Genomic DNA, 19,663 nt, shown 5'->3' on the forward strand with positions numbered 1-19,663 from the left:
CCCCGGACGTCCGACCCCGCTGGTCGGTGCGGAACCGAGGCCCCGGGAGCTGCTCTCGGGGCCTCGGCCGTACTGGTGGGGGTAGTCGCCTCAGGTGGGCGACGGGGCGGCGTGCAGCCACACCGAGGCGTACGGCTCCAGCCGGACCGCGCCGTCGTGCAGCCCCGGGGCGCGACCCGTCAGGGCGTCCACCAGGCCCCCCTCCAGGCCGCCGGGGTGCAGGCCGAGCCAGAGCAGGACGTCGGCGGACACCCACGCCTCCCGGTCCGTGACGTTGGCGGCGGCGAGGAGCGGGCCGTCCGGGTGCCGCCGGACCACGAGCAGCACGCCGGGGTCGCGGGGGTCCCACACCTCGGTGGGCGAGGCCGCGTGCAGGTGCGGCAGCGAGCGTCGTACGTCGACCAGGTGCCGCAGGCCGGAGGCGATGCCGTGCGGATCCGGGTCGGCCTCCACGTCGGCCCACGGCATCCGTGGCCGGTGCACCCACCGGTTGTCCGCGGCGTGGTCGGGGTCGTCGGCCCAGCCGCGGTCGTTGAGGAGTCCGACCTCGTCGCCCATCCAGATCACTGGCAGCCCGCCGAAGGACAGGACGACCGCGTGCGCGAGCAGGATCCGTGCCACGGCGTGGGGGTCGCCCGCCTCCAGCCCGGCGAGGGAGGCCAGCGAGCCGGAGATCCGCCGGTCACCGGTCTGCTCGTTGTGCTGGAACACCAGCCCCCGCGCCCACGAGCCGGGGAAGGACCCGGAGTACCAGTCGGACAGGAAGCGCCGGTGCGCGACGGGGTCGAGGCCGACCGCACGCGCGTCCTCGTCGGAGATGGCCCACCCGATGTCGTCGTGACAGCGCACGTAGGTGATCCAGGCCGTGGTCGACGGCGGCTGCGGCAGCTGCTGCAGGGCGTGTGTCGCCAGCCGGGCGTCGCGGGAGGCGAGCATCGACCAGACGTGCACCATCAGGCCGTTGTGGTAGGCGAGGTCGCTGACCCGCCCGGCGTGCTCGCCGACGCCGAGGTAGGCCGGCAGGTGCTCCGGGCCGACGATCGCCTCGGCCTTGAAGAGCACGGCCGGTGCGGCGATCCGGGCCACCGTGCGCAGCGCACGGGTGAGGTGGTGGACCTCGGGCTGGTTCTGGCAGTCGGTGCCGAGGCGCTTCCAGATGAAGGCGATCGCGTCGAGGCGGAACACCTCGACCCCCAGGTTGGCCAGCGACAGGATGAGGTCGGCGTACTCCCGGAGCACCTCGGGGTTGGACCAGTTGACGTCCCACTGGTAGTCGTTGAAGGTCGTCCAGACCCAGCCCGCGAGCTCGTCGTCCCAGGTGAAGCTGCCCGGGGCGAAGTCGGGGAAGACCTCCGGCAACGTCGCCTCGTAGGCGTCGGGCACCTCACGGTCGGGGTGCACGTGGAAGTAGGCCCGCTTGCCCGGGTCGCCCGCCCGCGCCGCGACCGCCCACTCGTGCTCGCGCGCGACGTGGTTGAGCACGAGGTCGACGCACAGGCTGATGCCCTCGCCGCGCAGGGCGGTCGCGAGGTCGCGGAGGTCGTCGACCGTGCCGAGGTCGGGCCGCACGGAGCGGTAGTCCATGACCGCGTAGCCGCCGTCGTTGGGGGCCGGGCGCGGCGTCAGGAGCGGCATCAGGTGGAGGTAGCCGACCCCCAGCGCCTGCAGGTGGGCGACCCGCTCCCCCACGCCGCGCAGGGTGCCGGCGAAGCGGTCGGCGTAGGCGGCGTAGCCCACCATCGACGGCCGCTGGAACCAGTCGGGCTCGCGCAGCCTCCGCGCGTCCAGCGCCCGCAGGTCGGCCGGACGGGCGGCGTGCGCCGCTCGGGCGACCTCGACCAGGGCTCGGGTGACCTCGGGCGCGGCGTCGGGGCCGTAGACGTGCGCCAGCGTGTTGCGGAGGTCGGGCTCGAGGGCGGCCAGCCGCTCCTCGAAACCGGTGTCGGACCCCGGGGACGGCTCCGTCTCGATGCGGCTCACGCGCCCAGTATGGCGAAGCCGGGGGGTCCTACGCTGGTCCGGTGACCCACGACCCGTCCCTGCGCCCGCGCGACCACTTCACGCCTCGCCGGGGCTGGATGAACGACCCCAACGGGCTGGTCGTGCACGACGGCGAGCACCACCTGTTCTTCCAGCACCTGCCCGACTCCCTCGTCCACGGACCCATGTCCTGGGGACACGCGGTGAGCACGGACCTGCTCGACTGGACCGAGCTCCCGATCGCCCTCGCCGCCACCGACACCGAGCACGTGTGGTCGGGCAGCGTGGTGCACGACGCCCGCAACACCTCGGGCCTCGGCGTCGACGGCGTCGGGCCGCTCGTCGCGCTGTGGACCGCCCACGAGCCTGTCAGCGGCGCCCAGCGGCAGTCGCTGTCGTGGAGCGTCGACCGCGGCCGCACCTGGACGTCGTACGCCGCCAACCCGGTGCTCGACATCGGCTCCACCGCCTTCCGCGACCCCAAGGTGCTCCGCGACGGCGACGGCTGGCTGATGGTGCTCGTGCTGTCCGACGAGCGCACGGTCGAGACCTACCGCTCGGCCGACCTGCTGCACTGGGAGCACGCGTCGTCGTTCGGTCCTGCGGGCTCGGTCGAGGGGATCTGGGAGTGCCCCGACCTGCTCCGCGTGCCGGTCGAGGATCGCGACGAGACGGCCGTGGTGCTGCTCGTCAGCGTCCAGGAGGGGGCACCGGCCGGCGGGTCGGGCATGCAGTACTTCGTCGGTCAGCTGGACGGACCCCACTTCCGCCCCACCCAGGACGCCCGGTGGGTCGACCACGGCGCCGACTTCTACGCCGCGGTGTCCTACTCCGACGCACCCGAGCCGCTGGTGCAGGGCTGGATGAGCAACTGGCGCTACGCCGACCTGGTCCCCGCCGCGACCCACCGCGGCTCGATGACGCTGGCCCGTCACCTCGCCCTCCGCCCGCGCGACGGGGAGCTGGTGCTCGTGCAGCGACCGGTCGTGCGCGACTCGCCGGTCGTGCACGAGGTCCGCGACGTGCCGGTGCAGGGCATCCTGGTGCTGCCGGTGCGGGCACGCACGTGCCGGGTCGTCGTCGACATCGATCCGGGTGACGCCCGTCGGGTCGGTGTCCACGTGCGTGCCGGGGACGGGCACCGGACGACGGTGTGGCTCGAGCCGGCGTCGAGCACGGTGGGGCTGGACCGTCGTACGTCCGGCGAGACCGGCTTCCACGACGGCTTCGCCGCCGAGCACACCGCGCCACTGACGGTCGGCGACCACGCGGTCCGGCTCGAGGTCGTGGTGGACGAGTCGTCGGTGGAGGTGTTCGCCGGCGACGGCGAGGTCGTGCTCACCGACCTGGTGTTCCCCGGCCCCGGTGACGACGGCCTGGCCGTCTTCGCGGAGGGCGGCACGGCCCTGGTGCAGCACCTCGTCGTGCAGGCCTGAGCCCCCGGGAGCAGGGCTCCCGGGGGCTCAGGCGTGGGTCACTCGGCTCGCGTCAGTCGGAGAGGCGCTCGCCCGACTCGGTGTCGAACACGTGGACGTGCTCGGGGTCGGTCGTGACGTAGAGGGTCTCGCCCTTCTGCGGGTGGTGCCGGCCGCCGCTGACGCGCACGATGACGTTGGACGGCGTGCCCTCCACGTCGCTGGTGCCGTAGACGTAGCTGTCGGCGCCGAGCTCCTCGACCACCGTCACCTTGACCGGGAGGCCACCGTCCTCCGCCGACACCAACCGCCAGTTCTCGGGGCGCACGCCGACGGTGACCTTGCCCGACATCTTGCGCTCGGCGGTCGGGTCGACCGGCACCTGGTAGCCGCCGATCTTGACGCCGCCGTCGGCGGCCACGCCCTCCATCAGGTTCATCTGGGGCGAGCCGATGAAGCCGGCGACGAACAGGTTGGCGGGCTTGTCGTAGAGCTTGAGCGGGGTGTCGACCTGCTGGAGCACGCCGAGCTTCATCACCGCGACCCGGTCGCCCATCGTCATCGCCTCGACCTGGTCGTGGGTGACGTAGACGGTCGTGACGCCGAGGTCCTGCTGCAGGCGGGCGATGTCGGTGCGGGTGGCCACGCGCATCTTGGCGTCGAGGTTGGACAGCGGCTCGTCCATGCAGAAGACCTGCGGGTTGCGGACGATCGCGCGCCCCATCGCGACACGCTGGCGCTGACCACCGGACAGTGCCTTGGGCTTGCGCTCGAGGTACTCGGTGAGCTGGAGGATCTCCGCCGCCTTGGCGACGCGCTCCTTGCGCTCGGCCGCCGGGACCTTGGCCATCTTGAGCGAGAACGCCATGTTCTCCTCGACCGACATGTGCGGGTAGAGCGCGTAGTTCTGGAAGACCATCGCGATGTCACGGTCCTTCGGCGGGATGTTGGTGACCTCGCGGTCACCGATGTAGATCTTCCCGTCGTTGACCTCCTCGAGGCCCGCGAGCATGCGCAGGGTGGTGGACTTGCCGCAGCCCGAGGGCCCGACGAGCACCATGAACTCGCCGTCCTTGATCTCGAGGCTGATGCCGGGCACGGCCGGCTCGTCGGCGCCGGGATACCACCGCTGCGCCTTCTCGAACGTCACTGATGCCATTGTCTGCTCCTTCACCGGCAGGTACGTGCCGGACGATCCGTAGTGAAGTGACTGGGGTCACAGACCCCGGGGTCACAGTAGGGCCCGCGGGCGGGGGGAGCAATGGCGGGGCCGTCGGGCCGGACCCGGCGCCGGCTCACACCGGGCGGACCGAGCCGCCCGGTCGCACGCGCATCGGTACGGAGTCGGTGCCGACGTGGTCGTCGGGGTCCAGCAACCGGCGTACGGCGAGGGCACCGAGCTCGGTGAAGGGCAGCTCGACCGAGGTCAGCACGGGCCGCAGCCACCCCGCCAGCGCCGACCCGTCGAACGACACGACGCTGACGTCGTCGGGCACGCGCAGGCCGTGCTCCGCGAGCGCCTGGTAGACGCCCATCGCGAGGCGGTCGTTCATGCAGACCAGGCCGTCGGCGCGGCCACCGTCCGCGAGCCAGCGGCTCGTGGCCTCGAACCCCTCGGTGACCGACCAGTCGCAGCGCACCAGGCCCGCGACGTCCAGGTCGTGGGTGGCCAGCTCGGCGCGGATCCCGGCCATCCGGCGCGGGCCCGCCGTCGCCTCCGGCACGGGGTCCTCGCCCACCACCCACACGTCTCGGGCGCCGGCGGCGAGCAGCGTCGCCACGGCGGCACGCCCCCCGCCCTCGTCGTCGGGCACCACCGACGGGAGCCGCTCGTCGGGGTCCTCGCAGTTGAGCAGGACCGACCGCACGCCGCGCAGCCCCTCGGGCAGGTGGACCGTGCGAGCGGTCCGGGTCGCGTAGACCACCCCGTCGACGTCGCGCTCGAGCATCTCCTCGATCAGCAGCCTCTCGAGCTCGGGGTCGCCCCCGCTCTCCCCCATCACCACGAGGTGGTCGAGCTCGCGCGCAGCGAGGCTCGCCCCGGTCAGCATGCTGCTGCCGTACTGCTCCCCGGCGATCTGGTCCGACACGAGTCCCACCGTCGCCGTACGCCGGGTGCGGAGGCTGCGGGCACTGCGGTTGGGCCGGTAGCCGAGGTCGGCGACGGCCGCCTGCACCTTGGTCACCGTGGCGGGTGCGATCCGCATCTCGTCGGCCCGCCCGTTGAGGATGTACGAGGCGGTGGTGGCCGAGACCCCCGCCTCGGCGGCCACGTCCGCGAGCATGACGCGTCGTCGTTTCCTCACTGCTGCTCACCCTCTCTGTTCGGGTCCTCACCGTCGCCGCGGACCGCCCGGTCGCGCGCCAGAGCATGCCGCAGCCACCGTGTGCCGGTGGCGGGACCGTGTCCGAACCGTTGCTTGACACCAGTCCCACCCGGCGCACATGATGCGGCTGATTCGATTCAGCAGTGGTACACGTCACACTACGACACAGCGGCTGAGCGGGACAGACCCCGCCACCCGAGGAGGCACCCTCATGCGACTGACTGCGACACGGCGACGGGCTGCGTTGGCCACCACGGCGGCGGCACTGGCCCTCACCACGACCGGCTGCCTCGGCAGCAGCGACGACGGAGGCGGCGGAGGTGAGAGCTCCGGCGGGGACGACGGCACCGTCGAGATCCTCGCCACGACCGACCCCCTCGTCTTCGACGGCCTGAAGGCCAAGATCGAGCAGGAGGCCGAAGCCGCTGGCATCGACGTCACGATGGAGCGCGTCGACAACATCAACCAGCTGATCCTCACCCGCATCCAGGCCGGCGACCCGCCGGACATCGCGGTCATCCCGCAGCCCGGCGTCATCAAGCAGATCGTCGACCGCGGGGAGGGCGTCGAGCTGACCGACGACATCGTCCCCGCCGACTCGATCGCCGACATGACGCCCGGCACCCTGGAGGCCGGCCAGATCGACGGCACCCAGTACGGCCTGATGATCAGCATGAACGTCAAGAGCCTCGTCTTCTACAACAAGCAGGCCTGGGAGAAGGCGGGCTACGAGGCCCCGGAGACCCTCGACGACCTCGCCGCGCTCACCCAGCAGATCAAGAGCGACGGCGGCACCCCGTGGTGCTTCGGCATCGAGTCGGGCACGGCCACGGGCTGGCCGGCGACCGACTGGTTCGAGGACCTGATCATGCGTTACGGCGGTGCCGACGTCTACAACCAGTGGGTCACCAACGAGGTGAAGTTCGACTCCGACGTGGTCCGCCAGGCCGCCGACTTCCTCGAGACCAACGTGCTCGACGACGACAACGTGCCCGGTGGACGCGACTCGATCGCCAGCGTGGCGTTCGGCGACGCCGAGGACACCATGTGGGACGACGACCCGGGCTGCTGGATGCTCAAGCAGGGCAACTTCATCGTCTCCGCCGACTTCATGCCGCAGGAGGTCGTCGACAACGTCGACGAGCGGATCGGCGTCTTCGGCTTCCCGCCGGCCGAGTCCGGCGGCGAGAACCCGGTCATGGGTGGCGGCGACCTCGCGACGCTGCTCCAGGACAACGAGGACTCCCGCGCGATGATGGAGATCCTGGCCGACGTCGACCTCGGCACCGAGGCGGCACCCGAGAGCTCCTTCATCTCGCCGCACACCGAGTTCGACACCTCGCTCTACCCGAGCGACCTGACCCGTCAGATCGCCGACGTGGCCTACCAGGCCGACCCCTTCCTGTTCGACGGCTCCGACCTGATGCCCGGCGAGGTCGGTGCCGGCAGCTTCTGGAAGGAGATGACGGCGTGGATCAGCGAGCAGCAGGACCTCGACACCACGCTGAAGAACATCGACGACAGCTGGCCCTCCAGCTGAGCGACGCTCGCAGGGACGGGGGCTGCCGCGCCACGCGGCCGTCCCCGTCCCGGCACCCGTCCACCACCCGTCACGTGCCCCCCGAGGAGCGAGACACATGGTCCTGAAGATCCTCAACACCCTGATCACCGTCGGCGTGGGTGTCGCCGCCGCGGTCGTCCTCTACTGGCTGCTCAACAAGATCGCGGAGCTGCTGCCCGGGCCGTGGGAGGACCGGGTCAAGCCCTACCTCTACATCCTCCCCGCCTACGCAGCCCTCGTCTTCTACCTCGTCTACCCCGCCGTCCAGACCGTCGTCTTCAGCTTCGCCAACGCCCAGAGCACCGCGTGGGTCGGCTGGGACAACTACACCAAGCTCCTGCAGAGCAGCAGCTTCCAGGACACCCTGTTCAACACGTTGCTCTGGATGATCGTCGTGCCGGTCGTCGTGGTGGCGCTGGGGCTGGCCATGGCCGTCCTCGCCGACCGCCTCAACCCGACCTGGGAGAAGACCTCCAAGACGATCATCTTCCTGCCGATGGCGATCAGCGCCGTCGGAGCCGGCGTGGTGTGGGGCCTGGTCTACAACTACCGTCCGGAGGGACGCGAGCAGATCGGCCTGCAGAACGCCATCATCACCGCGCTCGGCTTCGACCCGGTGGCATGGCTGCAGATCAGCGAGTTCCACGTCAACAGCTTCTTCCTGATGATCATGCTGATGTGGGCCCAGGTCGGCTTCTCGATGGTGCTGCTGTCCGCGGCGGTCAAGGGCGTCCCCGACGACACCCTCGAGGCCGCGCGCATCGACGGGGCCAACGAGCGGGCGATCTTCTTCCAGGTGGTCGTGCCGCAGATCTGGGGGACGGTGCTGACCGTCTACGTCACGACGCTCATCGGCGTGATGAAGATCTTCGACATCGTCTACGTGATGACCAACGGCGGCTTCAACACCAACGTCGTCGGCAACGAGTTCTTCAACCAGCTCTTCAGCAACTTCAACAACGGCGCCGCCGCGGCGATCGTCGTGATGCTGATGCTGGCGACGGTCCCGATCATGTTCTACCAGGTGCGCAACTTCCGTCGTGAGGAGTCAATGGCATGACCTCGACACAGACCACGATGGCGGCGGCCACGCCGACCGAGAAGACGCGCCGCCGGTCCTCCCGGGAGGGACAGCCGCAGAAGGCGGGATGGTTCGCCCGGATCGTCGTCTTCATCCTGTGCTTCCTGTGGATCGTGCCGGTCGTCGGGCTCTTCCTGACGTCCTTCCGGCCGCGCGACGACGCCAACGAGACCGGTTGGTGGACGATGTTCTGGACCCCGTCGGCGTGGAGCCGCCTGAGTCTCGACAACTACGTCACGGCCTGGAACGACGCCGACCTCGGCCGGGCGTTCGTCAACAGCCTGGCGATCGCGCTGCCCGCGACGTTCATCCCGGTGCTCGTCGCGGCGTTCGCTGCCTACGCGTTCGCCTTCATGGAGTTCCCCGGCCGCAACTTCCTGTTCCTGGCCGTCGTCAGCCTCCTGGTCGTGCCCAACTACATCGCGTTCGTGCCGATCCTGCGCATCTACAGCGACCTGGAGATCGCCGGGACGTTCCCGGCGGTGTGGCTGGCGCACATCGGCTTCGGCATGTCGCTGGCGATCTACATCCTGCGCAACTACATGGCGACGTTGCCGAGGAGCCTGATCGAGTCGGCCAAGATCGACGGTGCGAGCCACTTCCAGACGTTCTTCCGGCTGGTGCTGCCCATGTCCGTGCCGGCGCTGGCGGCGTTCGCCATCTTCCAGTTCCTCTGGGTCTGGAACGACCTGCTGGTCGCGCTCATCTTCGTCGGACCGGGCGAGAACGCGCCGATCACCGTGGCGCTGCGCAACAACCTGATGGGGCAGGCCGGCGCGGGCCAGAACCTCGTCACGGCCGGCGGGTTCCTCTCCATGATCCTGCCGATCGCGGTCTTCCTGGTGATGCAGCGCTACTTCGTCCGCGGCCTCACCGCGGGCGCGGTCAAGGGCTGAGCAGCACCCCGGGTCGCCCGGCGCCGGTCGCCGGGCGACCCGGGGCGCCTCGCGCCCGTCAGTAGGTGCCGAGGTACTTCTTCGGTGTGCCCGGCGCCGGCTGGCGCTGCACCGTGACCGACCCCATGAGGGCTACCCCGCGGATGCGCAGGACGGGTGAGCCCGGACCGACCTGCGCCGGCACCTTGTCCTTGGCCTGGGTGAACTCGCCCATGATCGGGGTGCCGTCCATGACGACGTGCATGTCGGCCGGCACGATCACCTTGACCTCGCCCATGATCGCGCTGGCGTTGACCAGGGTCTCGTGGGCCGAGAGCTGCGCCTGGCGGAGGTCGATGAGCACCCCGCCCATCATCGCGAAGGCACTGTGGTGCTCGGGCACCGACCAGACGCCCTGGCGCTTGCACTCGCTCATGATGGCCACCGACGAGTTGTGCCCGACGGCCGGCACCGCCGACGGCGTACGACGCACGGGCGAGCCGGCGGGCGGCGCCACGGGACCGGTCGCCTGCAGGTCGAGCGTGATCGGCACGAGCTCGCCGTAGGTCTTGGCCTGCCAGGTCAGCTCGAGCCGCTCCTCGAGCTCGTCGAGGTCGATGCGGCCCTCCCCCGCGGCGTCGCGCAGGACGTCGGCGACGCGCTGGCGGTCGGCGTCGGAGATGCGCATCTGCGACGGGTCGTGCGGGCGGTTCTCGATCTCCCCCATGGCGACAGCCTAGCGAGCAGCGGGAGTCGCGACCCGTGACGGCCGTCAGGGTCCGGGCACCTGCCGTTCTGTGGTCACCCTGTCGTCGAAATGCGTGGACACGACCCCTCGGGAGTCGGATTCTGGGAAGAGGACGTCTCGGGCACTGCACCAGTGGCTGCCGGAGGTGACATGGGCGCGCTACCCAGCCCGGACCTGCCACCGGGCGCGCACCACGACCTGGTCCGTGGCCTGCACGACCTGCACCACCGGGCCGGCTGGCCCAGCCTCCGCACGCTCGCCCGGCTGACCGGCGTCTCCCACACCACGGTCTCGAAGGCCTTCTCGAGCGGTGCCCTGCCACCGTGGGGGACCGTCGAGCTGCTGGTGGAGGCGCTGGGCGGGCGCCGGTCGGAGTTCCACGCGCTGTGGCTGGCGGCGTCGTCGACGGACGAGGCTCCCGCCCCGTCGCCGGAGATCGCGGGTCGTCGCACCGAGCTCGCGGTGGTGCGCGACCACCTCGCCGGCAGGGGCGGCCTCCTGGTGGTGACCGGGGAGGCCGGCATCGGCAAGTCCACGCTCGTGCACGCGGCCGCGGCCCGGACGGACACCCACGTGGCCGTCGGGCGGTGCCTGCCGTTCTCCACCGACGTGCCGCTGATGCCCGTCGTGGAGCTGCTCCGGTCGATCCACGACCCGGACGGGGGCCGGTGGGTCGACCTCGCGCTGTCCGGGTGCCCGGGCTATGCGCGCGGGGCGCTCGCCCGGCTGCTGCCGGAGCTGGGTCGCGACGCGCCCTCCACCGACGACGTCGACTTCGCCCAGCAGCACCTCTACGCCGCCGTCGCGGCCGTGCTCGCCGGGCTCGCGGCGTCACGCCCGCTCGCGCTGGTGGTCGAGGACCTGCACGTGTCGGACGACACCACCCTCGACCTGCTGGAGTACGTCCTCTCGCGCGACCGCGACGTGCCCGTCACGGTGACGTGGCGACTGGACGACCCCACGGTCCCGCGGCGGCGCAGCGACTGGCTCGGTCGCGTGCAGGCGCTGCCGGGGGTCCGGACCGTCGACCTCGGCCCGCTCACCCTGGAGGAGACGCACGACCAGCTCCGGCTGGCCGGGTGGCCCGACGTCACGCCGGACCGGGCCCGACGCATCCACGCGCGGTCCCGGGGGCACCCGCTCTTCACCGCGCAGCTGGCGGTCCAGGGGGACGACCCGACGCTCCCGCCGCTGCTCGCCGACCTCCTCGACCGGCGCCTCGGCGACCTCACCCCCGAGCAGGACCGGGTGACCACCGCTCTGGGGGTCGCCGACCGGCCGCTCGACGTCGAGCTGCTCGCGCGCGCGACCGGTCTCGACGAGGACACCGTGCTCGTCGCGCTCCGGCAGCTCGCGGGACGACACCTCGTGAGCGTGGGCGCGACCGACATGGTCAGGCTGGCGCACCCGCTCCTCGCCGACGCCGCCCGTCGCCGGCTGCTCCCCGGCGAGGTACGACGGCTGCACCGCACCTTCGCCCGGCTGCTCGGGCACGGTGGAGCCGACGCGGCCGTGGTCGCGGAGCACTGGCGGCTGTCGGGTGACACCTCGGAGGAGGCCCGGTGGCGAGCCGCCGCCGCCCGTCAGGCGCGCCGCCGCACCGACCCACGCTCCGAGGCCGAGCACTGGCTGCGGGTCCTCGAGCTGGGTCGCCAGCACGTCGTCGCGCCCGAGGGCGTCGTCACGGCCTGGCTGTGCGCCTTCGACGCCCTCCAGCTCTCGGGCCGGCTCGAGGCCTGCGCGGCCCTGGTCGACCACGAGCAGCCCGACGTCGACGCGCTCCCCGACGAGCAGGCGGCCAGGGTGCTGCGTCGCGCGGCGCAGGTCGCCTGGCTGGTGGGCGACGACCCGGAGGCCGCCGTCGCGCTGGCCGGCCGCGCGCTCGACCTCCTGGCGGGCCACCCCGTCAGCGCCGGCCTCGTGCACCTCCTCGACCAGCGGGCCAACGCCCTCATGGGCCTCGCCCGCTACGACGAGGCCACGCAGGACCTGCAGGCCGCGCTCGACGCGTGCGCGGAGCTCGACGACGGCGCCCTCTACCTCCAGACCGCCGCGACCCTGGGCTGGCACGTGGGCCACCTCGGCGACCTCGCCGCAGCGCTCGACCTGTTCCGCCGGGCGCGGAGCCGCGTGCGCGGCACGGCCGGACCGTGGCGGGAGGCCTACCTGGCGATGATGCACACCGACGTGCTGCTGCAGCACCACCGCCCACCACAGGAGGTCGAGGAGGCCGCCCGGCGGGCGCTCGACCTCGGGCGCGAGTGGCAGCTCGACTTCCACCTCCTCACCATGGTCAAGGCCAACGTCGTCGAGGCCTACCTCGATGCCGGCCGGACCAGTGACGCAGCCGCCCGCATGGCCGAGGTGCCTCGCTCGCAGAGCTATGACGACTGGCCGGGGCAGTGGGCCTCGGCGCGCCTCGCCATCGTCCAGGGTCGTCCCGAAGACGCGCGCCGGACGATGCACGGGCTGGTGAAGCTCGGCGGCAGCACCCGCAACCGGCTCAACCGGGCGGTGTGGGAGGCGATGGCACTGCTGTGGCAGGAGGAGCCGGAGCAGGCGTGGGCGGTCCTGCACGACCCCCTCGAGGCGTTCCTCGACTCACGCGGGATCGTCGACTACTGGCTCGCCTACCTGGTGCTCGCCAGGGCCGTGGCCGACATGTGCACGCGTCCCGGACGCAGGACGAGGGACCCGACGGCACCGCGGGCGCTCGCGGCGCTGGAGGACCTGCGTCGACGGGCCCGGCTCGACCCGCTGGATCCCCGGCGGTCATCGGCGGGGGTGGCAGCCGGCGCGACGTGGGACGTCGAGCTCGTCCGTGCCCGCGGCACCGACACGGTGGACCAGTGGTCGCGCGCCGCGACGGCCTGGGGTCACCTCGGCCGACCGCACTCGGCGGCCTACTGCCGGTGGCGTGCGGCCCAGGTCGCGCTCCGCGAGGGACAGGGCGTCGTCGCCGAGCGGCTGCTGCGACGTGCCGCGGCCGACGCCCGCGAGCACGTCCCGCTGTCCCGCGTCATCACCGAGACGTCCGCCGGGCAGACGGCACGACGTCGCTCGACGGGCGGGACCGGTTGACCGCTCCCGAGCCGGGTGCCGGCCGTACTCGTCCCTGAAGTCGAGGCGGTTGCCCGAGGTGTAGTCCGGCACGGGGACGCTTCTCCTCTCGACCACCTCGTCGCGGCTGGTGTCCGTGACCGGCATGTCGACGTAGGGGGTGCACGCTGCAAGGCCCGCCCAGATGACAGCCGCCGCGGCCAGGGTGGTCACCCAGCGGCGGACCGCGTGCGCGTCGGTGCCCGTGTCGGCGCCCATGGCCGTGTCCCTCCGTGGTGCCGGGCCCGGCTGGACCGGCAGTCCCTCCACAGTGGAACCGCCACGGCCGTGGTTGACACGGGTTGACGAAGGCTGACACCGCACTCGTCAACGGTCTGGACCGTCACGCCGAGCGGGTCATCGCCTCCGCGGTGCCGCGACGTGCTGGTAGTCCTTCGACGACTCCCAGTAGCCGCCCCACTCCCAGCCGATCCGGGCGAACGCCGTGACCGGGAGGTCGCCCGCGCGGATCACGCCGAGCCGGTCCGGTGCCGAGCGGTCCCGGCGGACCCCGGCGTAGGCCCGCCCCGCCGGCGGATCGATGCTCCCGGGGCGGACGTAGGGGTTCTGCACCGGGTTGATGTCGATCGCCTCCCCGTAGGCGTGCTGCGACCAGCTCGTCTGCCCCGCGACGCGCCGGCAGTTGAAGCCGGAGGTGTTGTTGGCCGCCATGGAGAGGTCGTCGTCGGCGCGGTAGTCGTCGACGAGCCGCATCCGCGCGATCGGGAAGCCCGCGTCGTAGAGGCGACCGAAGACCTCGGTCACGTCGTCGGCCCACCGCCGGTGGACGACCATCTCGCCGGTGCGGGCGCGGCCGTCGAAGTCGCGGTGCGTCATCCGGAGGTGGCGCAGCTCGCGCAGCGGCACCGGGCACCCGGGCCGGTGGCTGCGGCGCATCCGGTCGGCGAGGTCGGCGTCGACGCGGCTGACCGTCGAGGCGTACGCCGGGTCGTCGGCCTGGGCCTGCCCCCGCTCGCCCGCCAGCCCCGTGCAGCGCCGCCGGTCGCGCCAGTCGGCGACGGCGCGGGCCCGGGAGGCTCCGGCGAGCGGCACCGGCCGGCCGTCGTCGGGCGAGATGCGCGCGGGAGTCCACGACTTCCCCACCGCTCCCCCGCTGTCGAGGGTGACGGAGAGGACGCCGGACGCGGCCTGCCGGTCGTGGTACCAGACGAAGTTGCCCAGCCCGTAGCCCACCACCGCGTCACCCACCCAGCCCGTGCCACCGAGGACGTGCGAGTGGCTGCCCACGACGACGTCCGCACCCGCGTCGGCGAGGTCGCGCGCGAGCAGCCGCTGCGACTGCGTCGGGCAGGACTGGTACTCCCGTCCCCAGTGCAGGTAGACCACGGCGAGCTGGTCGCGCGCCGACGCCGCCTCGACGGCGGCGACCAGCGCGTCGGCGTTGCTGCCGCGCGCCGAGGCCGTCCCGAGACGGCCGGGGCGCGCGGTCCACACGTCGCTGGAGCCCTCGCGCTGGACCATGTCGGCCGCGAGGAAGGCGACCTCGAGCTCGCCGACCTCGACCACGTGGGGGGCGTACGCCGCCTCGCCCCGGCCGGCGCCGACCATCGCGACTCCGCGCTCCCGTCCGGCGGCCAGCGTGTCCTGCAGGCCGGTCGCGCCGTAGTCGCCCGCGTGGTTGTTGGCCACGCTCACCACGTCGACACCGGCGTCGGCGAGCACGTCCAGGGCAGCAGGGCGGGTGCGGAACCAGTAGCGGTCACCCGCGTTCTCCAGCTCCTTGGGGTCGCGCCGCCCCCGCTGCGTCACCGGCGTCTCCAGGTTGACCATGGCCACGTCAGCGGCGCGCAGCGTCCGGGCGATGCTCCCCAGCCCACCCGGGCGTTCGAGCAGCCGGTCGGCCACCCCCTCGAAGTGCACGTCGCCGCCGAGGGCGATGGTCACCTGACCACTCCGCTTCGGCGACGTCGTGGTCGTGCTGCCGGTCGCGGCGCCGGGTGGCGGGGGCTCCTCAGCGGGCGACGGCGACGTGCAGCCGGACGCGACGAGCACGCACGCGACGACTCCGGCCAGGTGTCGTGCCCGTCCCTCCATCCCCCGAGTCTGCCGGGGCCACCCCAACGGGTGGCGGCGTCACGAGGTGAGCAGCCGCTCGAGGACGAGCGCGACCCCGTCGTCCTCGTTGGAGGCGGTGACCTCGTCGGCGACGTCGAGTGCCTCGGGCACCGCGTTGGCCACCGCCACGCCTAGCCCAGCCCACGCGAGCAGCTCCACGTCGTTGGGGGCGTCGCCGAAGGCGACCACCTCCTCGCGGTCGATGCCCAGCCGTTCGCACAGGCGCGCGACGCCCCAGGCCTTGCTGACGCTGGCGGCCATCACCTCGAGGAACGGTGCGCCCGAGTGGGTCAGCGCGACGTCGTCGTGCCCGAGCGCGCGGGCGGCCGCGAGCAGCTCGGGCACGCCGAGCTCGGGGTGCCGCACGATCAGCTTGAGGCTCGGCTCGGCGAGCACCTCCGCGAGGTCGTGGCCCGACATGGTCGACACGTCGCGCTTGTGGTCCTCGTAGGTCGCCAGGGCGGCGTAGCCCTCCTGCGCGACGAAGCCCTCGCCGCCGTCCCGGACGCTGACGTGCAGCAGGCCCGGGATGCGCTCGGCCAGCGCCGCGACCAGCCGCTGCTGCGCCTCCACGGCGACCGGCTCCTCGAAGATCCGCTCGCCGGTGGTCAGGTGGATGCCCAGCGAGCCGTTGGAGCACACCGCCCACCCGTCGAACCCGGCCGCCTCGGCGAGCGGGCGGACCCCCAGAGGCTGCCGCGCGGTGACCGGCACGACGTGCACCCCCGCGGCGCGGGCGGCGTCGAGCGCGGCGCGGGTGCGCGGGCTCACGCTGCGGTCCCCGCGCAGCAGGGTGCCGTCGAGGTCGGTCGCCACCAGTCGGAGTCGCATGCGGAAGACGCTATGCGCCCGTCAGGCCGCCGCAGCGGCCAGGTGCCGCGACACCGCGAGCGCGGCCTGACGACCGGCGCGCGAGGCACCGACGGTGCTCGCCGACGGGCCGTAGCCCACCAGCTGCACGCGCGGGTCGCGCACCGTCGTGGTCGCGCCCTGCACGTTGCCGGGCACGGGGACGAGGGCGATGCCGCCCTCCGGCGACCTGAGGCCGAGGGGCGCGAGGTGGTCGACGGCGGGGCGGAAGCCGGTGGCCCAGAGGATCACGTCGACCGGCTCGAAGCGCCCATCAGCCCACCGCACCCCGTCGGGCTCGATCCGCTCGAACATCGGCAGCCGCCGGTCGTAGACGCCGAGCCGGGCCGCCTCCTGCTCCTGCGGACGCAGCGCCAGGCCCGTCACGCTGACGACGCTCGCCGGCGGCAGCCCACGTCGTACGCGCTCCTCGACGGCGGTGACCGCGGCGAGGCCGGCAGCGGAGTCGAAGTCGGCGTCGCGCCACACCGGTGGGCGGCGGGTGACCCACATCGTGTCGGCGACGGGCCCGAGCTCGCCGAGGAGCTGGACCGCGGAGGCGCCGCCGCCGACCACGAGCACGCGCCTGCCCCGGAAGTGGTCGGCGCCCGGGTAGCCGGCGGTGTGCAGCTGCTCGCCCGCGAAGGTGCCGATGCCCGGGTAGTGCGGCACGAACGGACGCGTCCAGGTGCCCGTGGCGTTGACCAGGGTCCGGGTGCGCCAGACGCGGTCGCCGGCGCGCACGACGAGGAGGTCGCCCTCGCTGTCGACGCGGTCCACGTTCACCGGGCGCACCACGGGGAGGTGGTGCCACCGCTCGTAGCCGTCGAAGTAGTCCGGCACCACGAGGTTGGCCGCCCGGCCGCTGCCGTCGGGGGCGGTCGACGCCGGCAGGTCGGCGACCCCGTGCACGTCGTCCATGCTCAGCGACGGCCACCGGTGCTGCCAGGCCCCGCCGGGCCCCGGGTTGGCGTCGAGCACGAGGTGGTCGATGCCCCGCTGGCGCAGGAAGTAGGACGCCGCGAGCCCGGCCTGGCCGGCGCCGATGACGACGGAGTCGAGGACGTGCATGCCGTCCCAACGCCGACCCGCTCGGCTCTATGCCCGTGACCGGCCACGTGGCAGCCTCGGGGCATGGACATCGCGACGCGCGCCACGACCCTCCTCGACCTCCACCACACCGGCTCCACGCTAGTCCTGCCCAACGTCTGGGACGCCTGGTCCGCGAAAGTCGTCGCCGGCGCCGGCTTCGGCGCGCTCAGCATCGGCAGCCACCCGCTGGCCGACTCCCGTGGCCAGGGCGACAACGAGCACATGACGCTCGACGACGCCCTCGACGGCGTACGCCGCATCTGCTCGGCCGTGCCCGAGGCCCCGGTCACCGCCGACATGGAGGCCGGCTACGGCGCCGCGCCGGCCGAGCTGGTCGAGCGGCTGCTCGAGGCCGGCGCCGTCGGCCTCAACATCGAGGACACCGTTCACTCCGAGGGCGGGCGGATGCGGTCGGTGGCCGAGCACGCCGACTACATCGGCGCGATCCGCCAGGCCGCCGACGCGGCCGGCGTCGACCTGGTGGTCAACGCACGCACCGACGTCTTCCTCAAGAAGGACCGGTTCGAGGACCCGGTCGGCGAGGCGATCACCCGGCTGCAGGCGTGCGAGGAGGCGGGCGCGCGCTGCGTCTACCCCGTCGGCGTGCCCGACGCGGCGGCGCTGCAGGCCCTGCTCGACGCCCTCTCCGGGCCGGTCAACGTCATCGCCAACCCGCGCACCGGCAGCGCCGCCGGGTCGCTGGAGGACCTGCAGGCGATGGGCGTGCACCGGGTGACCTTCGGCCCCAAGCTCATGCAGGAGCTCGCGCCCGAGCTCGCGGCACTGGTCGAGCCCTGGAGGTGACGTCCGGGCGGGCGCCGACCCGGCGTAGCATCACGGGCCGTGAGCGCCGCTGAATTCCACTACTCCGACCTCCTCCCGACCGCCGGTTCCAACGGCGCGGAGGAGACTCCCTACCGGTTGATCACCACCGAGGGCGTCTCGACCCAGGAGGTCGACGGCCGCACCTTCCTCAAGGTCGAGCCCGAGGCGATCCGGCGGCTCACCGAGGAGGCGATGCACGACATCAGCCACTACCTCCGGCCCGGCCACCTCGCCCAGCTGCGCAAGATCATCGACGACCCCGAGGCGTCGGGCAACGACCGCTTCGTCGCCCTCGACCTGCTCAAGAACGTCAACATCTCCGCCGGCGGCGTGCTCCCGATGTGCCAGGACACCGGCACCGCGATCGTGATGGGCAAGAAGTCCGAGGGCGTGCTGACCGGCGCCGACGACGGCGAGGCGATCAGCCGAGGGGTCTACGACGCCTACACGCGGCTCAACCTGCGCTACTCGCAGCTCGCGCCGCTGACGACGTTCGAGGAGAAGAACACCGGCACCAACCTGCCCGCGCAGATCGAGCTCTACTCCACGCCCGCGAAGGACGTGCCCGAGTACAAGTTCCTCTTCATGGCCAAGGGCGGCGGGTCGGCTAACAAGTCGTTCCTCTTCCAGGAGACCAAGGCCGTGCTCAACCCGACGCGGCTGATGGAGTTCCTCGACGAGAAGATCCGCTCGCTCGGCACCGCCGCCTGCCCGCCGTACCACCTGGCGATCGTCATCGGCGGCACCAGCGCGGAGTTCGCGCTCAAGACCGCCAAGTACGCCTCCGCGCACTACCTCGACGACCTGCCGACCGAGGGCTCGATGGCCGCCCACGGCATCCGCGACACCGAGCTGGAGGAGAAGGTCTTCGAGCTCACCCAGTCCTTCGGCATCGGCGCCCAGTTCGGCGGGAAGTACTTCTGCCACGACGTGCGCGTCGTCCGGCTCCCCCGCCACGGCGCGTCCTGCCCGGTCGCGATCGCCGTCTCCTGCTCCGCCGACCGGCAGGCGCTCGGCAAGATCACGCCGGAGGGCGTCTTCCTCGAACAGCTCGAGACCGACCCCGCCCACTACATGCCCGACGCCGGCATGGCCCACGACATCGAGGGCGGCGCGGTGGTGCCGATCGACCTCAACCAGCCGATGGCCGACATCCTCGCCGAGCTCTCGAAGCACCCGGTCAAGACGCGTCTCTCGCTCACCGGACCGCTCGTCGTCGCCCGCGACATCGCGCACGCCAAGATCAAGGAGCGCCTCGACGCCGGCGAGGAGATGCCCGACTACCTGCGCAACCACCCGGTCTACTACGCCGGCCCCGCCAAGACCCCGGAGGGCATGCCGTCCGGCTCCTTCGGCCCGACCACGGCCGGGCGCATGGACTCCTACGTCGAGCAGTTCCAGGCCGCCGGCGGCTCGATGGTCATGCTCGCCAAGGGCAACCGCTCCAAGGCGGTCACCGAGGCGTGCCACGCCCACGGCGGGTTCTACCTCGGCTCGATCGGCGGCCCGGCCGCCCGCCTGGCGCAGGACTGCATCCGGTCGGTGGAGGTCGTGGAGTACGAGGAGCTCGGCATGGAGGCGGTCTGGAAGATCGAGGTCGAGGACTTCCCGGCCTTCATCGTCGTCGACGACAAGGGCAACGACTTCTTCACCGACCCCTCCGGCGCGGTCACCGTACCGCTCAGCTCGTTGACGGGGGCCGGGATCCGGGTCCGCTCGGCCGAGAAGTAGTCCC

The 19,663-nt window shown here is 72.5% G+C and carries 14 protein-coding genes; 7 read left to right on the forward strand and 7 right to left on the reverse strand.

Features of this window, described 5'->3' with window-relative positions; genetic code table 11:
* Window positions 1-90: 90 nt before the first annotated feature.
* Window positions 91-1,740 (reverse strand): alpha-amylase family protein, encoded by a 1,650-nt coding sequence (locus NCI01_RS13820; RefSeq protein ID WP_372495163.1) that lies wholly within the window; start codon window positions 1,738-1,740, stop codon window positions 91-93.
* Window positions 1,741-2,021: 281 nt separating this feature from the next.
* On the opposite strand from NCI01_RS13820, the gene NCI01_RS13825 reads away from it, so the two are divergent.
* Window positions 2,022-3,416, forward strand: a complete 1,395-nt coding sequence (locus NCI01_RS13825) for a glycoside hydrolase family 32 protein (RefSeq protein ID WP_254182066.1) — start codon at window positions 2,022-2,024, stop codon at window positions 3,414-3,416.
* A 52-nt stretch (window positions 3,417-3,468) separates the two neighbouring features.
* Here NCI01_RS13825 and NCI01_RS13830 read toward each other — a convergent pair whose 3' ends face one another.
* Both NCI01_RS13830 and NCI01_RS13835 read right to left on the reverse strand, forming a co-directional pair.
* Complete coding sequence (locus tag NCI01_RS13830) at window positions 3,469-4,554, reverse strand: ABC transporter ATP-binding protein (RefSeq protein WP_254182067.1); 1,086 nt, start codon at window positions 4,552-4,554, stop codon at window positions 3,469-3,471.
* A 136-nt stretch (window positions 4,555-4,690) separates the two neighbouring features.
* Complete coding sequence (locus NCI01_RS13835) at window positions 4,691-5,701, reverse strand: LacI family DNA-binding transcriptional regulator (RefSeq protein WP_254182068.1); 1,011 nt, start codon at window positions 5,699-5,701, stop codon at window positions 4,691-4,693.
* 232 nt (window positions 5,702-5,933) lie between these two features.
* Between NCI01_RS13835 and NCI01_RS13840 the strand changes: the two genes are divergently transcribed.
* The 3 genes from NCI01_RS13840 (at window position 5,934) to NCI01_RS13850 (ending at window position 9,260) form a co-directional block, all read left to right on the forward strand.
* Window positions 5,934-7,262: an ABC transporter substrate-binding protein gene (locus tag NCI01_RS13840; RefSeq protein WP_254182069.1), complete on the forward strand. Its 1,329-nt coding sequence runs from the start codon at window positions 5,934-5,936 to the stop codon at window positions 7,260-7,262.
* A 97-nt stretch (window positions 7,263-7,359) separates the two neighbouring features.
* A complete protein-coding gene (locus tag NCI01_RS13845; protein WP_254182070.1) occupies window positions 7,360-8,343 on the forward strand; it encodes a carbohydrate ABC transporter permease in 984 nt (327 codons plus the stop codon).
* Complete coding sequence (locus NCI01_RS13850) at window positions 8,340-9,260, forward strand: carbohydrate ABC transporter permease (RefSeq protein ID WP_254182071.1); 921 nt, start codon at window positions 8,340-8,342, stop codon at window positions 9,258-9,260. The genes NCI01_RS13845 and NCI01_RS13850 overlap by 4 nt, the downstream gene beginning before the upstream one ends.
* Before the next feature lie 58 nt (window positions 9,261-9,318).
* On the opposite strand, the gene NCI01_RS13855 is transcribed toward NCI01_RS13850, so the two are convergent.
* A complete protein-coding gene (locus NCI01_RS13855; protein ID WP_254182072.1) occupies window positions 9,319-9,966 on the reverse strand; it encodes a DUF1707 SHOCT-like domain-containing protein in 648 nt (215 codons plus the stop codon).
* A 171-nt stretch (window positions 9,967-10,137) separates the two neighbouring features.
* Here NCI01_RS13855 and NCI01_RS13860 point away from each other — a divergent pair, with 171 nt between their 5' ends.
* Window positions 10,138-13,068 carry an ATP-binding protein gene (locus NCI01_RS13860; protein WP_254182073.1) on the forward strand — a complete coding sequence of 977 codons (2,931 nt, stop codon included), beginning with the start codon at window positions 10,138-10,140 and terminating at the stop codon, window positions 13,066-13,068.
* A 375-nt stretch (window positions 13,069-13,443) separates the two neighbouring features.
* On the opposite strand, the gene NCI01_RS13865 is transcribed toward NCI01_RS13860, so the two are convergent.
* The 3 genes from NCI01_RS13865 to NCI01_RS13875 are packed head-to-tail and all read right to left on the reverse strand — an operon-like array spanning window position 13,444 to window position 17,082.
* Window positions 13,444-15,141 (reverse strand): CapA family protein, encoded by a 1,698-nt coding sequence (locus NCI01_RS13865; protein WP_254182074.1) that lies wholly within the window; start codon window positions 15,139-15,141, stop codon window positions 13,444-13,446.
* A gap of 39 nt (window positions 15,142-15,180) precedes the next feature.
* The gene (locus NCI01_RS13870) at window positions 15,181-15,993 is read right to left on the reverse strand and encodes a Cof-type HAD-IIB family hydrolase (protein WP_254182075.1); all 813 of its coding nucleotides are present in this window, start codon (window positions 15,991-15,993) and stop codon (window positions 15,181-15,183) included.
* A 21-nt stretch (window positions 15,994-16,014) separates the two neighbouring features.
* Complete coding sequence (locus NCI01_RS13875; RefSeq protein ID WP_254182076.1) at window positions 16,015-17,082, reverse strand: NAD(P)-binding domain-containing protein; 1,068 nt, start codon at window positions 17,080-17,082, stop codon at window positions 16,015-16,017.
* A gap of 63 nt (window positions 17,083-17,145) precedes the next feature.
* On the opposite strand from NCI01_RS13875, the gene NCI01_RS13880 reads away from it, so the two are divergent.
* Together NCI01_RS13880 and NCI01_RS13885 are read left to right on the forward strand one after the other, a co-directional pair.
* Window positions 17,146-17,907 (forward strand): isocitrate lyase/PEP mutase family protein, encoded by a 762-nt coding sequence (locus NCI01_RS13880; RefSeq protein WP_254182077.1) that lies wholly within the window; start codon window positions 17,146-17,148, stop codon window positions 17,905-17,907.
* A gap of 39 nt (window positions 17,908-17,946) precedes the next feature.
* Window positions 17,947-19,659 (forward strand): fumarate hydratase, encoded by a 1,713-nt coding sequence (locus NCI01_RS13885; RefSeq protein ID WP_254182078.1) that lies wholly within the window; start codon window positions 17,947-17,949, stop codon window positions 19,657-19,659.
* The last annotated feature ends 4 nt before the right edge of the window (window positions 19,660-19,663 follow it).

The organism is Nocardioides pinisoli, from assembly GCF_024199985.1.
GTDB classification, from domain to species: Bacteria; Actinomycetota; Actinomycetes; order Propionibacteriales; family Nocardioidaceae; genus Nocardioides; species Nocardioides pinisoli.

What these genes read in the sequence shown, in the direction of transcription:
- NCI01_RS13840 (WP_254182069.1), top strand. Translation starts at nt 5,934, where the DNA reads ATGCGACTGACTGCGACACGGCGACGGGCTGCGTTGGCCACCACGGCG.
- NCI01_RS13845 (WP_254182070.1), top strand. Translation starts at nt 7,360, where the DNA reads ATGGTCCTGAAGATCCTCAACACCCTGATCACCGTCGGCGTGGGTGTC.
- NCI01_RS13820 (WP_372495163.1), bottom strand. Translation starts at nt 1,740, where the DNA reads ATGGTGGGCTACGCCGCCTACGCCGACCGCTTCGCCGGCACCCTGCGC.
- NCI01_RS13865 (WP_254182074.1), bottom strand. Translation starts at nt 15,141, where the DNA reads ATGGAGGGACGGGCACGACACCTGGCCGGAGTCGTCGCGTGCGTGCTC.
- NCI01_RS13860 (WP_254182073.1), top strand. Translation starts at nt 10,138, where the DNA reads ATGGGCGCGCTACCCAGCCCGGACCTGCCACCGGGCGCGCACCACGAC.
- NCI01_RS13870 (WP_254182075.1), bottom strand. Translation starts at nt 15,993, where the DNA reads ATGCGACTCCGACTGGTGGCGACCGACCTCGACGGCACCCTGCTGCGC.
- NCI01_RS13875 (WP_254182076.1), bottom strand. Translation starts at nt 17,082, where the DNA reads ATGCACGTCCTCGACTCCGTCGTCATCGGCGCCGGCCAGGCCGGGCTC.
- NCI01_RS13850 (WP_254182071.1), top strand. Translation starts at nt 8,340, where the DNA reads ATGACCTCGACACAGACCACGATGGCGGCGGCCACGCCGACCGAGAAG.
- NCI01_RS13880 (WP_254182077.1), top strand. Translation starts at nt 17,146, where the DNA reads ATGGACATCGCGACGCGCGCCACGACCCTCCTCGACCTCCACCACACC.
- NCI01_RS13855 (WP_254182072.1), bottom strand. Translation starts at nt 9,966, where the DNA reads ATGGGGGAGATCGAGAACCGCCCGCACGACCCGTCGCAGATGCGCATC.
- NCI01_RS13830 (WP_254182067.1), bottom strand. Translation starts at nt 4,554, where the DNA reads ATGGCATCAGTGACGTTCGAGAAGGCGCAGCGGTGGTATCCCGGCGCC.